Source organism: Streptomyces dysideae (assembly GCF_001514305.1).
Lineage (GTDB): Bacteria > Actinomycetota > Actinomycetes > Streptomycetales > Streptomycetaceae > Streptomyces > Streptomyces dysideae.
Map to the genome: position 1 here is coordinate 141,953 of NZ_KQ949094.1, position 14,164 is coordinate 156,116.

The window sequence follows — 14,164 nt, forward strand, 5'->3', positions numbered from 1 at the left end:
GGCCCAGCGGCACCCGCTCAGGCACGAGCGCCACGACGCCGAAGACCACAGGCACCCAGGGCCAAGTCCCACCAGGCCCGCAGCCACGGGACCCGCGAAGCCCAACACACCCCCGACGGTGAGAGCCGCCAGGTCAGGGGCGGGACCACCCAGGCACGGGCGCCGCAACGCCAAAGACCGCCAGGGTCCGAGAGGCTGAGCACCGCCAGGCCCAGGGCACCCACCCCCGCACGGACCCCCAGCGCTGAAGACCCGCAGCCTCCCAGAGGCTGACACCCACCAGGCCCGCAGCCACGACCACCCAGGCACGGCCCGCGAAGCCCAGCACACTCCCCGACGGTGAAAGCCCCAGGTCGGGGCGGGATCGTCGGGCGCGCAAGCCCGGAGGCCGAAAATCGCCGGACCCGGGACTGAAACCGTGCTGGTCTGTCGGTGGTGGTGGTTCGAGGTTCATGGATCGGGAACCTGTGAGGCGCGAGCGGTGTATGACAGGTAGAACCCGCCGCGTCGAAGGGACCATGATCGTGCAACGTCGAGCTGTGACGGCCGTGTTGGCCGTAGCCACGCTCCTGATGACGGCCGGATGTTCCTCGGACGACGGGGGATCGCCCGGCGGCGGTGAGAGCACGGCGCCGGGCAGCACGGCCTCGGGCGCCTCGCCCACCCGGCAGGCGGCCGACGACGCCCCACCCGCGAAGGGCTCGGTCAAGGTGCTGCGCACGGTCGCCGAGGGCCTGGAGACGCCCTGGGGCCTGGCCCCGCTCCCCGACGGCGACCTGCTGGTCTCGTCCCGCGACGAGGCCACGCTCACGCGGGTCGACGGGGAGACCGGCAAGAAGACCGAGGTGGGCGAGGTGCCGGGGGTGTCACCGGCGGGCGAGGGCGGCCTGATGGGCCTCGCACTGTCCCCGGACTACGCCTCGGACCACATGGTCTACGCGTACTTCACCTCGGCCTCCGACAACCGCATCGTCCGCATGCTGTACGACGAGCAGAAGCCGTCCGGCGCGCAGTTGGGCGCGCCGGACACGATCTTCAGGGGCATCCCGAAGGGCTTCGTCCACAACGGCGGCCGGATCGCCTTCGGCCCGGACAAGATGCTGTACGCGGGCACCGGCGAGAGCGGCGACACAGGCCTGTCCCAGGACAAGGAGTCCCCGGGCGGCAAGATCCTGCGCCTGACCCCGGAGGGCGAGCCGGCACCGGGCAACCCGTTCCCGGACTCCCCGGTGTACTCGTACGGCCACCGCAACGTCCAAGGCCTGGCCTGGGACACCAAACAGCGGCTGTTCGCCTCGGAGTTCGGCCAGGACACCTGGGACGAGCTGAACGCGATCAAGCCGGGCGACAACTACGGCTGGCCGCAGGCCGAGGGCAGGTCCGACGACGCGGCGTTCCACAACCCGATAGCCCAGTGGGGCACGGACGACGCCTCTCCGAGCGGTATCGCCTACGCCGAGGGCTCCATCTGGATGGCGGGCCTGAAGGGCCAGCGCCTGTGGCGCATCCCCCTGAAGGGCACGGAGGCGTCGGCGGACCCGCAGGCCTTCCTGGAGGGCGAGTACGGCCGGCTGCGCACGGTGGTCTCGGCGGGCGGCGGCAAGCTGTGGCTGATGACGAGCGAGACGGACGGGCGGGGGTCGCCGGAGGGCGGGGACGACCGGATTCTGGAGGTGCAGGTGAGCTAAGGCCGCCGCTCAGTCGTAGGGCCGCCGCTCGGTCACAGGGCGCGCCGCTCACTCCTCGGCGGGGGCGGTGTCCTCGTCCGGCTCGGGGCGGCGTACGACGACCTTTCCGGACGTGAGGTCTATCGGGCCCCGCCCGGGGTCGCCGTCTCCGACGTCCTCGCGGGTCAGTGCCAGGCGGTTCTGTTCGTCGCGGGTGTGTTTGCGGCCCGGTGCGAAGAGTTCCTCGAACGCGTTGAACACGGCGCCTCCCTGCCCGTCCCGACCAGCGTACGTCCCGCCCGGCGGGACGGCTCGGGGCCGGACAGGGGCTCACACCGGGGCTCACACCGCGGGAGCCCCGGTCATGTCGGCCGGAAACAGCCCCATCCGATGCGCCACCGCCGCCGCCTCGCCCCGCCCCGAGACGCCCAGCTTGGCCAGGATGTTGGAGACATGGACGCTGGCCGTCTTCGGCGAGATGAACAGCTCCTCGGCTATCTGGCGGTTGGTGCGGCCCGCGGAGACCAGACGAAGGACATCGCGTTCGCGGGTGGTGAGGCCGAGGGAGTCCGCGGGGTCGGTGGGGGCCGTCCGGTGGTCCGGGGCGGGGGTCAGGGGGAGGCGGGCGCGCTGGGCGAGGAGGGTGACCGCGTCGGTCAGGGGGCGGGCGCCGAGGTGGGCGGCGACAGCGTGGGCGAGGCGGAGCAGTGCGGTGGCGCGGTCGCGTTCGTCCTCGCCGCCGGCCGTGAGGAGGACCTCGGCGAGGCGGTGGCGGACGCGGGCGAGGTCGTAGGGGCGTTCCAGGGCCTCGAAGGCGCTGACGACGTCGGACCAGGCGTCGGGGGTGTCCCGGCCCTCGGCGCGGTGGAGCTCGGCGCGGATCCACTTGTCGTGGGCGAGCCAGATCGGGGCGTCCGTGGTGAGGTGCTTGGCGGCGTGGAAGAGGCGTTGGAGGACCTCGGCGCGGCCCGCCTCCGCCGCGGGCAGTCCGCGGGCGCCGGCCTCGGCCTCGGCGGCGGCCAGCAACAGCGGCCAGGCGAAGCGCTGGGTGCCGGGCGGGAAGCCGGTGTCCAGGGCGCGGTCGAGTTCGGCGCGGGCGTCGGGGAGGCGGCCCTCGGCGGCGGCGATGCCGACGGCGAGGCGGGCCAGGGGGAGGTTGTTCTGCGGCATGGGGTCGTGCGTGCCGTAGGAGGCGCGGGCTTCGGCGAGCAGCCGTGCGGCCTCGGTCACCTGCCCGCGGGCGAACTGGATGGCGGCGCAGTGGAAGCAGCCGCCGCCGCTCGGCTTGGCAGCCGGTGCGGTGGTGCGGGCCTTCATCGCGGCCTCGACGGCCTCGTCCCAGCGCCCCAGGGAGTACAGCGACTCGGCGAGGTTGGACCACACCCAGCCCTGGGACTCCAGCAGCCCCGCCCGCTCCGTGCGGCGGACGCCCTCGCGCAGGATGCCGACCGCCTCCTCGGAGCGGCCGACGCCTTCGAGGGAGGAGGGCAGGTTGATGTGGCTGCGGCCCAGCACTCCGGTGCGGCCCTGTTCCACCACCAGGTCCCTGACCTCGTACATCTCGGCGAGGCCGGCCTCGATGTCCCCGGCGTCGACCATCAGCCCGCCGAGGGTGAGCCGCGCGTTGAGCTCGATGTCGGAGGCGCCCACCATGCGCGCGTACTCCACGGCCCGCTCGGCGGCGGTGACGGCCTCGGGGCCGGGTTCGTGGAGCATCGACCAGCCGGCGACCATGGCCAGTACCTCGGCGTGCACCTCGGACGGCGGCAGGCCCCGCACCAGCTCCTGGGCGGTGCCGAGTTCCTGCCAGCCGTCGCCGCGGGCCAGGGACTGGACCAGGCGGGAGCGCTGGACCCAGAACCAGGCGGCGCGCAGGGGGTCGGGGTCGTCGTCCAGCAGCCGCAGCGCCCGCTTGGTGATCTTCAGGGCGCGTTCGCGTTCCCCGCACAGCCGTCCGGCGACGGCGGCCTCCGCCATCAGGTCGAGGTAGCGCAGCGGGGCGGTGGCGGGGTCGCAGCCGCTGGGGGTCCCCCCACGTCTTTCGGACAGTGGGGGAGGGTAGACCTCGGTGTAGTCGACGGGGCGCAGCGCGGCGCGGATGTCCTCGGGGGCGGTGTCCCACAGCTCCATCGCGCGTTCCAGGAGCCGCAGTTGTTCGGAGTAGGCGTGCCGGCGGCGGGCGGTGACGGAGGCTTCCAGGACGGCGGGCAGGGCCTTGGCGGCCTCGTGGGCGCGGTACCAGTAGCTGGCCAGGCGCATGACGCGTTCGCCGGCGGGGACGAGCGTCGGGTCGGCCTCCAGGGCTTCGGCGTAGCGGCGGTTGAGGCGGGAGCGTTCGCCGGGGAGCAGGTCGTCGCCGACGGCCTCGCGGACCAGGGAGTGCCGGAAGCGGTAGCCGTCGCCGTCGGGCGCGGGGGCGAGGATGCCGGCGTGCACGGCGGCGCGCAGCGCCTCGATGAGGTCGTCCTCGGCGAACCGGGCGACGGCGGCGAGCAGCCGGTGCTCGACGGTGGAGCCGCCCTCGGCGACGATCCGGGCGACCTGCTGCGCGCTCTCGGGCATGCCCTCGACGCGGACCAGCAGCAGGTCGCGGAGGGAGTCGGTGAGGCCGGTGGCACAGCCCTCGTGGGCGGCGACGGCGAGTTCCTCGACGAAGAAGGCGTTGCCGTCGGAGCGTTCGAAGATCTCGTCGACCTGGGCCGGGGCGGGTTCGGCGGCGAGGATGCCGGCGATCTGGCGGCCCACCTCGGCGCGGTTGAACCGGCCGAGTTCGAGGCGGCGCACGGTGCGCAGCCGGTCGAGTTCGGCGAGCAGCGGGCGCAGCGGGTGGCGGCGGTGGATGTCGTCGGAGCGGTAGGTGGCGAGGACGACGAGGCGGCCGGTGCGGAGCGTGCGGAAGAGGTAGGCGAGGAGGTGGCGGGTGGAGGCGTCGGCCCAGTGCAGGTCCTCCAGGGCGACGACGACGGTGCGGTCGGCGGCGACGCGCTCCAGCAGGCGGGCGGTGAGTTCGAAGAGCCGGGCCATGCCCTCTTCCTCGTGCCGGCCCGGGCCCGCTTCGGCGAACTCGGGGAGCAGCCGGGCCAGTTCCTCCTCCTGGCCGGCGGCCGCGGTGGCCAGTGCGTCGGGCAGCGCCCGGTGCAGGGCGCGCAGTGCGGTGGAGAACGGGGCGAACGGCAGCCCGTCGGCGCCGATCTCGACGCAGCCGCCGAGCGCGACGACGGCGCCGACGCATCCCGCGGCGGTGGCGAACTCCTCCACGAGCCGGGTTTTGCCGACGCCGGCCTCACCGCCGAGCAGTAACGCCTGCGGCTCGCCCGCGGCAGCGCGGGCGAGCGCGTCGTTCAGCGTCTGCAGTTCATCGGCGCGGCCGACGAAAACCGGACTGACGGACCTGGTCTCCACGAGCCAGAGCATCGCATGCGGGTCCGACAGTCCGGCACCGGTTTTCGGGAGGACGGCGGCCGTTCGGCCGTCGTCCCCGCCCGCCGCGGTCACGCGGCTCGGGTGAACCAGTGCCTGCGGGGGCCGGAGGTATGCGACTCCCCCTCGGCGGTGCGCCGGGTGGCTTCGCGGCGGGCGGCGCGGCGGGCGCGGACGGCCTCGCGGGCCAGCCGCTCCTGCTCGGCCCGGCGGATCAGTTCGGCGGAACGGAACTTCTGGAGCTCGTACTCGTACATGGTGTGTCCCTTGTGAGAGGCGGGTTTTCGGCTTCGCTCGGTGCGATGCCTCAACCTTCGTCTCCCAGGGGGGTCCGCCACATCGGGAGAGTTCCGCATCTTCGGCGGTGGGCGGGGCCTTAGACAGGCGTGAGGGGCCTCAGTGGCCGCCTAAGGTGCCTACGGCAGCACTGAGACCCCTCGGGGCCTGCGGTGATTCAGCCTGCGGAGGGCAGTCCCAGCAGAGCGTCGGTGTACTTGAGGACGGCCAGCAGCAGGCCGATGACGCCGAGCGAGACGCCCGCCCAGGCGACCGACTTGATCCACGGGGCCTGCGTCCTGCCGGGCGCGCCGAACGCGGGCCGGGCCAGCACCACGACGCCGACGATCAGCGCGAGCAGCGCGAACAGGCCGGCCCACAGGGCGCTGGTCTGCCAGGCGTCGCCGTAGACCGCCTCGATCTGGGTGGCGACGCTCGCGTTCGACGAGGTCTCCAGCTGCCCGATGAGGGTCTCGCGCGCGGAGGCGACCGTACCGATCCAGCCGCCCGTCAGCGACACGAGGCCGAGGGCCGCGGAGACGACGGCGCCCGCGCCCAGGCCGACACCGGCGGAGCCGTCCTCCGTGGCCGGGGACTCCGCGACGAACTCCTCGTCGTCGTCCGCGCCTTCGGCGTCGACTTCGGCGTCGGTCTCCGTCTCCGTCACGTCGTCGGCTTCGCCGGCCTTGGTGGCCTTCGTGGGGTCCACCTTGCCCTCGTCGGTCTGCGCCTCGGCGCCGGTCTCGTCCACTGTCTTGGTTCCCATGTCTCGCACGGTACGGACGCTCTCTGAGAGGTTGCTTAATGAACGCTGTGAGCGGCACGCGCGCGTGCCTCGCGCCATTCGGGCGCGAGCACGGACCAGACTTCGAGGTCGTGCCGCACCCCACCATAGGGGTGGCTCTCCCGGCGCACCCCATCGCGGGTCATGCCCAGCCGACGGGCGACGTTCAGGCTCGGCACGTTCCCGGACGCGGCGATCCACTCGACGCGGTGGATGCCGCGCTCCTCGACCGCCCAGTCGATGAGCACCCGCATCGCGCGCGTGATCAGCCCTCGGCCGGTCGCGGCGGGTTCCAGCCAGCACCCGACCTCGCAGTTGCCCTGCGCCGCGTCGAAGTTCAGCGTGAGCACCCCGCCCACGAGTTTTCCGTCCAGCCAGACGCCGTGGTAGGAGGCGGTGTCGGCGGCGCGCATCTCGGTGTACCTCTGAAGGGTGTCCCGCGCGGAGGCCACGTCCGTGGCCTGTGACCCGAAGGGGATGAACTGCCCGATGAACTCCCTGCCCCGGTCCAGATGCGCGAGGAACTCCTCGGCGTGCCAGGGCTCCAGGGGGCGCAGTTCGGCTCCGTCACCCAGCGATATCGCGTACATCCCGCTGCCGCTCCTCCTCCGCCAGGACGTCCGCCGCCTCGGCGTCCGTCGCGGCGGCCAGCCTCTCATGGGCGGCGCGGGCCTCGGGCGGCTCGATGCTGATGCGGGGCAGGCCCTTGTCGAGCCAGCGGGGCAGCCACCAGTTGGCGCCGCCGAGCAGGTGCATGAGGGCGGGGACGAGGAGCGTACGGAGCACGAAGGCGTCCAGGGCGACGGCGGCGGCGAGCGCGATGCCGAACATGGCGATCACCCGGTCGCCGCTGAGGACGAAGGCGAGGAAGACCGAGATCATGATGACCGCGGCGGAGTTGATCACCCGGCTGGTCTCGGCGAGGCCGACCCGGACGGCGCGGCGGTTGTCGCCGGTCTCCAGCCACTCCTCGTACATCCGGCTGACCAGGAAGACCTGGTAGTCCATGGAGAGCCCGAAGAGCACCGACACCATGATCACGGGCAGGAAGGGCTCGATCGGCCCGGCGCGGCCCAGCCCCAGCAGTTCGCTCCCCCAGCCCCACTGGAAGATCGCGACGACGACTCCGAGGGCGGCGGCGACGGCGGCCACGTTCATCGCGGCGGCCTTCAGCGGGATGCCGACGGACCGGAAGGCGAGCAGGAGCAGCAGACAGCCCAGGCCGATGACGACCCCGACGAACAGCGGCAGCTTGCCGACGATCACCTCGGCGAAGTCGTCGTACCCGGCCGTCACCCCGCCCACGTGCACGTCCAGCGAGGTGCCGGTCTCGGCGCGCGGCAGCACCTCGCCGCGCAGCTTGTCGACGAGTTCGCTGGTGGACCGGGACTGCGGGGACGACTCGGGGACGACGGTGAGGTACGCGGTGTCGCCGCCGGAGTTGTAGGTCACCGGGGTCACCGAGGCGACGCCGTCGGTGGTGCGGAGGGTGGCGTCGAGGTTGTCGAGGGCGAGCTTGTCCTCGGCGCCGTCGACGTGCGTCACCAGCGTCAGCGGGCCGTTCACGCCGGGTCCGAAGCCTCCCCCACTCTCGGCTGCGCTCGAGCGGGAGGTGCCCCCAGCGAGCAGGTCGTAGGCCTGGCGGGTGGTCGACGTCTCGGGGTTGTTGCCCTGGTCGGAGGTGCCGAGGCGGAGGCCGAGGGTGGGCAGCGCGAGGACGGGGATGACGGCCAGGGCGATCGCGCCGAGCAGCTTGGGGTGGCGCTCCACGAACGCCGACCAGCGGGCGGCGAGCCCGGTCGGCAGCTCGGGTTCGGGCCCGTGCTCGGCCAGGTGCCGCCGTTCGCGGCGGCTGAGGGCGCGCATGCCGATGAAGGACAGCAGGGCGGGCAACAGCGTCACGGAGGCGGCAACCGTCAGGACGACGGTCAGGGACGCGGCGATCGCCACACCGTTGAGGAAGCTCAGCCGCAGGATCAGCATCCCCAGCAGGGCGATGCACACGGTGGCACCGGCGAAGACGACCGCCCGTCCGGTGGTCGCGACGGCGTTGGTGACCGCCTCGGTGACCGACAGCCCGCGTTTCAGTCCGTGCCGGTGTCTGGTGACGATGAACAGGGCGTAGTCGATGCCGACGCCGAGCCCGATCAGCATGCCCAGCATGGGCGCGAAGTCGGCGACGGTCATGACGTGCCCGAGCAGCACGATCCCGGCGTACGCGGTGCCGACACTGACCAGTGCGGTCGCGATGGGCAGCAGCGAGGCGGCGAGCGAGCCGAAGGCGAGGAACAGCACGACGACGGCGACGGCCACGCCGACCACCTCGGCGAGGTGCCCGCCCTGCGGCTCGGTGAGCGCGATGGCGCTGCCGCCCAGCTCCACCTGGAGCCCGTCGGTCTCGGCGGCCTTGGCGGCGCTCACGACGGCCCGGGCCTCGCCCTGGTCGATGTTCTCGGCCGAGTCGTCGAAGGTGACGGTGGCGTACGCGGTGTGTCCGTCGGCGCTGACCCGGTCCGCGCCCTGCTCGTCGTAGGGGCCGGTGACGGCGGCCACTCCGGGCAGGTCGGCTATCTCGTCCAGGGTGCGGGTCATCGTCTGTTCGACGTCGGGGGCGCGGACGGTGCCGTTCGTGGTGTGCCAGACGACGGTGTCGCTGTCGCCGCCGAGGCCCGGGAAGCCCTCGGCCAGCAGCTGGGTGGCGCGGCCCGACTCGGTGCCGGGGACCTCGTAGTCGTTGGAGTAGGCGGACCCCATGACGGCGGCGGCCACGGTCACCCCGACGAAGGCGAGGAGCCACAGCAGAACCGCGACGAGGCGGCGTTGGACACACCAGCGTGCAAGGGCTGCCACGAATGTGCTCCCAGGGGCGATGTGTGGATCTTTGGCCGGGAACAGTCGTTCATGAAGTGAACAGCCCGCAAAGAACGCATGAGCAATATGAAGCCACTGTTACAGCCGAAAGAGATCGTTTGCGGTGATCGTGGGTTTACTCACAGGACTGCGAGACACCTCACAGGACAGTCCGGCGCACTCTGTCGCCTCAGTCGAACTGGTCCCCGAGCGCCATCACCATCACCCCGGCGATCAGCAGCCACAGCGCCCGGCGGGTGCGCCCGCGCGAGCCGAGGACGGAGGCGAGTGCGCAGACGACGGCCCCGAAGGCGTAGGCGGCCGGGACGAGAGCGGGTGCGGAACCGGACACGCGGAGCGTCGAGGCGGCCAGGCCCGCGAGGGCCAGCAGCGCGCCGGTCGCGACCGCGATCCAGCGGGCCCGCTGCGCCTCCTGCGCCGGGTCGGCGGCGGCCTCCTCGGTCTCGCCTGTCTCGGAATCTCCGCGTCCACTCATCGCGGGCGAGCGTAGCGCGTCCGGATGAGAAACCGGATGCGGGGCGGTGCGGCCGGCTGTTAGCTTCCGAAGGTCCGCTGCCCTCGCGGCACCTCGCCGCCGACCTGAGCAGGTGCATTGAATGAGCGTCCGGCCGAGCTCCTCGGTATCCCCTTCCGCTTCCCCGGACTCAAGGAGCCCGTTCACCGATGCCAGACAACACCTCGAGGACCTCGAGTGAGGACCTCACCCAGCGGCTGACCCACGCCCGCTACCCGCGCAGCAACAACTACGACCCGCGCTGGGTCATCGAGAACCAGATGGGCCCGAACGCGCTGTGGCTGCTGGAGTGGCTCGCGCCCGCCCTCGGTCTGGACAGCCTGCGCCCCTGTGCTCGCGTCCTCGACCTGGGCTGCGGCCGGGCGATGACCTCCGTCTTCCTCGCCCGGGAGTACGACGCCCAGGTCACCGCGGCCGACCTGTGGATCAAGCCCGACGAGAACGCCGAGCGGATCGCCGAGGCCGGTTTCGCCGACCGGGTGCTGCCCGTGCACGCCGAGGCGCACGACCTGCCGTTCGCCGAGGGCAGCTTCGACGCGATCGTGAGCATCGACGCGTACCAGTACTTCGGCACGAACGACCTCTATCTGCCCACCCTGACACGGCTGTTGAAGCCCGGCGGGCGGATCGGTGTCGTCGTACCGGCACTGCGCGAAGAACCGGAGGGCACCGAGCCTCCGGAGCACCTCAAGCCCTGGTGGGAGCCCGGCTTCTGGAGCTTCCACTCCGCCGACTGGTGGCGGCGCCAGTGGACGCGCAGTGGCGCAGGGGAGGTCGAGGCGGCCGACTGGCAGCCGGACGGCTGGAAGGACTGGCTGCTGTGGTGCGATGTGGTCGCCGAGGAGAGCTCTGACGAGTTCCATGTACGCATGTCCCGCGAGGTCGGCGAGATGGTGCGCGCGGACGCGGGGCGGTCTCTCGGTTTCGTACGGCTGGTAGGACGTCGCATCTGACAACGCGCCTGGGGGGACGCACCGTCACCGGTGCGTCCCCCCAGGCGTGTGACGTACGAGCCTCAGCCCTCGCTGACGCCCAGCTTCTCCAGGATCAGCTCCTTGACGCGGGCCGCGTCCGCCTGCCCGCGGGTGGCCTTCATGACCGCGCCGACCAGGGCACCGGCCGCGGCCACCTTGCCGCCGCGGATCTTGTCCGCGACGCCCGGGTTGCCGGCGATGGCCTCGTCGACGGCGGCCGTGAGGGCGCCCTCGTCTGAGACGACCTTCAGACCACGCTTGTCGACGACCTCGTCCGGGGTGCCCTCGCCCGCGAGGACGCCTTCGATGACCTGCCGGGCCAGCTTGTCGTTCAGGGAGCCCTCGGACACCAGGGCCGTGACCCGGGCGACCTGCTCCGGCATGATCGCCAGCTCGTCCAGCGCCTTGCCCGACTCGTTGGCGCTGCGGGCCAGCTCACCCATCCACCACTTGCGGGCGGCGGCCGCGTCGGCACCGGCGTCGATCGTCGTGACGATCAGGTCCAGCGCCCCGGCGTTGAGGATCGACTGCATGTCGGTCGCCGAGATGCCCCACTCCTCGCGGAGCCGGTTGCGGCGGACCAGCGGCAGCTCGGGCAGCGCGGACCGGATCTCCTCGACCCACGCGCGCGTGGGGGCCACCGGCACCAGGTCCGGCTCGGGGAAGTACCGGTAGTCCTCGGCCTCTTCCTTCACGCGGCCCGAGGTCGTCGACCCGGTGTCCTCGTGGAAGTGCCGGGTCTCCTGGATGATCGTGCCGCCACTGCTCAGCACGGCCGCGTGCCGCTGGATCTCGAAGCGGGCCGCGCGCTCCACGGACCGCAGCGAGTTGACGTTCTTCGTCTCCGAGCGGGTGCCGAACTTCTCGGTGCCGTTCGGGCGCAGCGACAGGTTCACGTCGCAGCGCATCTGGCCCATCTCCATGCGGGCCTCGGAGACGCCGAGCGCCTTGATCAGCTCGCGCAGCTCACGGACGTACGCCTTCGCCACCTCGGGAGCGCGCTCGCCCGCACCGACGATCGGCTTGGTGACGATCTCGATCAGCGGGATGCCCGCGCGGTTGTAGTCGAGGAGCGAGTGCAGGGCGCCATGGATACGCCCCGTCGCGCCGCCCACGTGGGTCGACTTGCCGGTGTCCTCCTCCATGTGGGCGCGCTCGATCTCCACACGGAAGGTCTCGCCGTCCTCCAGCTGGACGTCGAGGTAGCCGTTGAAGGCGATCGGCTCGTCGTACTGGGAGGTCTGGAAGTTCTTCGGCATGTCCGGATAGAAGTAGTTCTTCCGGGCGAAGCGGCACCACTCGGCGATCTCGCAGTTCAGCGCGAGACCGATCCTGATCGCGGACTCGACGCCGGTCGCGTTGACGACCGGGAGCGCGCCGGGCAGGCCGAGGCAGACGGGGCAGGTCTGGGTGTTCGGGTCGGCGCCGAGCGCGGTCGAACAGCCGCAGAACATCTTGGTCTTGGTGCCGAGTTCGACATGGACCTCGAGGCCCATGACGGGGTCGTACGACGCCAGCGCGTCCTCGTACGACACCAGGTCGGTCGTGGTGGTCACGGTGAAACTTCCCTCTCAGCCCAGCAGGACGTCGTCGTCGCCCAGCCGCTTCAGCTCGCGGTAGAGGATGGCGAGGCCGGTGACGATCGCGGCGGCGGACACGGCGGCGTCGATGAGGCGCAGCGTGTCGTTCTCGGTGCGGGCCTTCTTGGCCTGCTTGACGACGCTGATCGCGCCGGCCGCGGTGGTGACCATGGACAGGTACGTACCGGACTTGGACTTCTTGAAGCCCTTGGCCTTGGACAGTGCCTTACTCACAGCGACGGAGCCTCCTCGAGCAGTGGGTGCCCCCACTTTTCCACGAAGGCGGCCTCGACGGCGGCGCCGACCTTGTACAGCCGGTCGTCCTGCAGCGCCGGGGCGATGATCTGCAGGCCGACCGGGAGGTTGTCCTCCGGGGCGAGCCCGCAGGGCAGCGACATGGCCGCGTTGCCCGCGAGGTTGGTCGGGATGGTGCACAGGTCCGCGAGGTACATCGCCATCGGGTCGTCGGCGCGCTCGCCGATCGGGAAGGCGGTGGTCGGCGTCGTCGGCGAGACGATGACGTCCACCTGCTCGAACGCCTTCTCGAAGTCGCGGGTGATGAGCGTACGGACCTTCTGGGCGCTGCCGTAGTACGCGTCGTAGTAGCCGCTCGAAAGCGCGTACGTACCGAGCATGATGCGGCGCTTCACCTCGGGGCCGAAGCCCGCCTCACGGGTGAGGGAGGTGACCTCCTCGGCGGAGTGCGCGCCGTCGTCGCCGGTACGGAGGCCGTAGCGCAGGCCGTCGAAGCGGGCGAGGTTGGAGGAGCACTCGGAGGGCGCGATCAGGTAGTACGCGGAGAGCGCGAGGTCGAAGGACGGACAGTCCAGCTCGACGATCTCGGCGCCCAGCTCCCCCAGCAGCGCGACGGACTCGTCGAACCGCTGGATGACGCCGGCCTGGTAGCCCTCGCCGCGGAACTGCTTGACGACGCCGACGCGCATGCCCTCGACGCTGCCGTTGCGGGCGGCCTCGACGACCGGCGGGACCGGGGCGTCGATGGAGGTGGAGTCGAGCGGGTCGTGCCCGGCGATGACCTCGTGCAGCAGGGCCGCGTCCAGGACCGTACGGGCGCAGGGCCCGCCCTGGTCGAGGGAGGACGAGAAGGCGACCATGCCGTAGCGGGACACGGCGCCGTACGTCGGCTTCACACCGACCGTGCCGGTGACGGCGGCCGGCTGGCGGATGGAGCCGCCGGTGTCGGTGCCGATGGCGAGGGTCGCCTGGAAGGATGCGAGCGCGGCGGAGGAGCCACCGCCGGAGCCGCCCGGGATCTTGGTGAGGTCCCAGGGGTTGCCGGTCGGGCCATAGGCGCTGTTCTCCGTCGACGACCCCATGGCGAACTCGTCCATGTTGGTCTTGCCGAGGATGACGACGTCGGCGGCCTTCAGCCTCTTGGTGAGGGTCGCGTCGTACGGCGGGATCCAGCCCTTGAGGATCTTCGAACCGACGGTCGTCGGAATGCCCTCGGTGGTGAAGATGTCCTTGAGTGCGAGCGGGACGCCGGCGAGGGGGCCGAGCTTCTCGCCCCTTTCCCGCTTCTCGTCGACGGCGCGGGCCTGCGCGAGGGCGCCCTCGCGGTCGACGTGCAGGAAGGCGTGCACCTTCTCGTCGACGGCCTCGATCCGGGCCAGGTGGGCCTCGGTGACCTCGACGGCCGTGAGCTCGCCGGAGGCGATCTTCGCGGCGGTCTCGGCCGCGGTGAGCTTGACGCAGTATTCGATCTTGTTGGCCGTCATCGTGATTAGTCCTCCCCCAGGATCTGCGGCACCTTGAAACGCTGCTGCTCCTGGGCCGGGGCGCCGGAGAGCGCCTGCTCGGGGGTGAGCGACGGACGGACCTCGTCCGCCCGCATGACGTTCGTCAGCGGGAGCGGGTGCGAGGTCGGCGGTACGTCTTGGTCGGCGACCTCGCTGACGCGGGCGACCGCGCCGATGATGTCGTCCAGCTGTCCCGCGAAGTGTTCGAGCTCTTCGGGCTTCAGCTCCAGACGCGCCAGCCGGGCGAGGTGGGCGACCTCCTCGCGCGTGATGCCAGGCATGCAGCGTTCCTCTGGGGTGAGTGTGTGTGGTTTGGGG

The 14,164-nt window shown here is 71.8% G+C and carries 13 protein-coding genes; 2 read left to right on the plus strand and 11 right to left on the minus strand.

Features of this window, described 5'->3' with window-relative positions; translation table 11 throughout:
* Positions 1 to 485: 485 nt before the first annotated feature.
* The gene (locus tag AQJ91_RS28275) at positions 486 to 1,688 is read left to right on the plus strand and encodes a PQQ-dependent sugar dehydrogenase (protein ID WP_079085238.1); all 1,203 of its coding nucleotides are present in this window, start codon (positions 486 to 488) and stop codon (positions 1,686 to 1,688) included.
* A gap of 48 nt (positions 1,689 to 1,736) precedes the next feature.
* Here AQJ91_RS28275 and AQJ91_RS28280 read toward each other — a convergent pair whose 3' ends face one another.
* From AQJ91_RS28280 to AQJ91_RS28310, 7 genes are all read right to left on the minus strand, one after another.
* Positions 1,737 to 1,928 carry a DUF6191 domain-containing protein gene (locus AQJ91_RS28280; protein WP_067027106.1) on the minus strand — a complete coding sequence of 64 codons (192 nt, stop codon included), beginning with the start codon at positions 1,926 to 1,928 and terminating at the stop codon, positions 1,737 to 1,739.
* 81 nt (positions 1,929 to 2,009) lie between these two features.
* Positions 2,010 to 5,081 carry a helix-turn-helix transcriptional regulator gene (locus AQJ91_RS28285; protein ID WP_067027199.1) on the minus strand — a complete coding sequence of 1,024 codons (3,072 nt, stop codon included), beginning with the start codon at positions 5,079 to 5,081 and terminating at the stop codon, positions 2,010 to 2,012.
* Between the two features lie 77 nt (positions 5,082 to 5,158).
* The gene (locus AQJ91_RS28290) at positions 5,159 to 5,344 is read right to left on the minus strand and encodes a hypothetical protein (protein WP_067027108.1); all 186 of its coding nucleotides are present in this window, start codon (positions 5,342 to 5,344) and stop codon (positions 5,159 to 5,161) included.
* 197 nt (positions 5,345 to 5,541) lie between these two features.
* Positions 5,542 to 6,129: a hypothetical protein gene (locus AQJ91_RS28295; RefSeq protein WP_067027110.1), complete on the minus strand. Its 588-nt coding sequence runs from the start codon at positions 6,127 to 6,129 to the stop codon at positions 5,542 to 5,544.
* A gap of 35 nt (positions 6,130 to 6,164) precedes the next feature.
* The gene (locus AQJ91_RS28300; RefSeq protein ID WP_067027112.1) at positions 6,165 to 6,737 is read right to left on the minus strand and encodes a GNAT family N-acetyltransferase; all 573 of its coding nucleotides are present in this window, start codon (positions 6,735 to 6,737) and stop codon (positions 6,165 to 6,167) included.
* The gene (locus tag AQJ91_RS28305) at positions 6,715 to 8,997 is read right to left on the minus strand and encodes an MMPL family transporter (RefSeq protein ID WP_067027114.1); all 2,283 of its coding nucleotides are present in this window, start codon (positions 8,995 to 8,997) and stop codon (positions 6,715 to 6,717) included. The genes AQJ91_RS28300 and AQJ91_RS28305 overlap by 23 nt, the downstream gene beginning before the upstream one ends.
* 190 nt (positions 8,998 to 9,187) lie before the next feature.
* Entirely contained in the window at positions 9,188 to 9,493 is a 306-nt protein-coding gene (locus tag AQJ91_RS28310; protein WP_067027116.1) for a hypothetical protein, read from the minus strand.
* Positions 9,494 to 9,681: 188 nt separating this feature from the next.
* Between AQJ91_RS28310 and AQJ91_RS28315 the strand changes: the two genes are divergently transcribed.
* On the plus strand, positions 9,682 to 10,485 hold the full coding sequence (locus tag AQJ91_RS28315; protein WP_067027118.1) for an SAM-dependent methyltransferase: 804 nt from the start codon (positions 9,682 to 9,684) through the stop codon (positions 10,483 to 10,485).
* A 62-nt stretch (positions 10,486 to 10,547) separates the two neighbouring features.
* Here AQJ91_RS28315 and gatB read toward each other — a convergent pair whose 3' ends face one another.
* Genes gatB through gatC form a run of 4 tightly spaced genes read right to left on the minus strand, consistent with a single transcriptional unit; the run spans position 10,548 to position 14,127 of the window.
* A complete protein-coding gene (gene gatB / locus AQJ91_RS28320) occupies positions 10,548 to 12,062 on the minus strand; it encodes an Asp-tRNA(Asn)/Glu-tRNA(Gln) amidotransferase subunit GatB (RefSeq protein ID WP_067027120.1) in 1,515 nt (504 codons plus the stop codon).
* A gap of 15 nt (positions 12,063 to 12,077) precedes the next feature.
* The gene (locus AQJ91_RS28325) at positions 12,078 to 12,320 is read right to left on the minus strand and encodes a hypothetical protein (protein ID WP_067027122.1); all 243 of its coding nucleotides are present in this window, start codon (positions 12,318 to 12,320) and stop codon (positions 12,078 to 12,080) included.
* Positions 12,317 to 13,825: an Asp-tRNA(Asn)/Glu-tRNA(Gln) amidotransferase subunit GatA gene (gene gatA, locus AQJ91_RS28330; protein WP_067027124.1), complete on the minus strand. Its 1,509-nt coding sequence runs from the start codon at positions 13,823 to 13,825 to the stop codon at positions 12,317 to 12,319. Before gatA ends, AQJ91_RS28325 begins: the two co-directional genes overlap by 4 nt.
* A gap of 5 nt (positions 13,826 to 13,830) precedes the next feature.
* Positions 13,831 to 14,127: an Asp-tRNA(Asn)/Glu-tRNA(Gln) amidotransferase subunit GatC gene (gene gatC, locus AQJ91_RS28335; protein WP_007384860.1), complete on the minus strand. Its 297-nt coding sequence runs from the start codon at positions 14,125 to 14,127 to the stop codon at positions 13,831 to 13,833.
* Between the last annotated feature and the right edge of the window lie 37 nt (positions 14,128 to 14,164).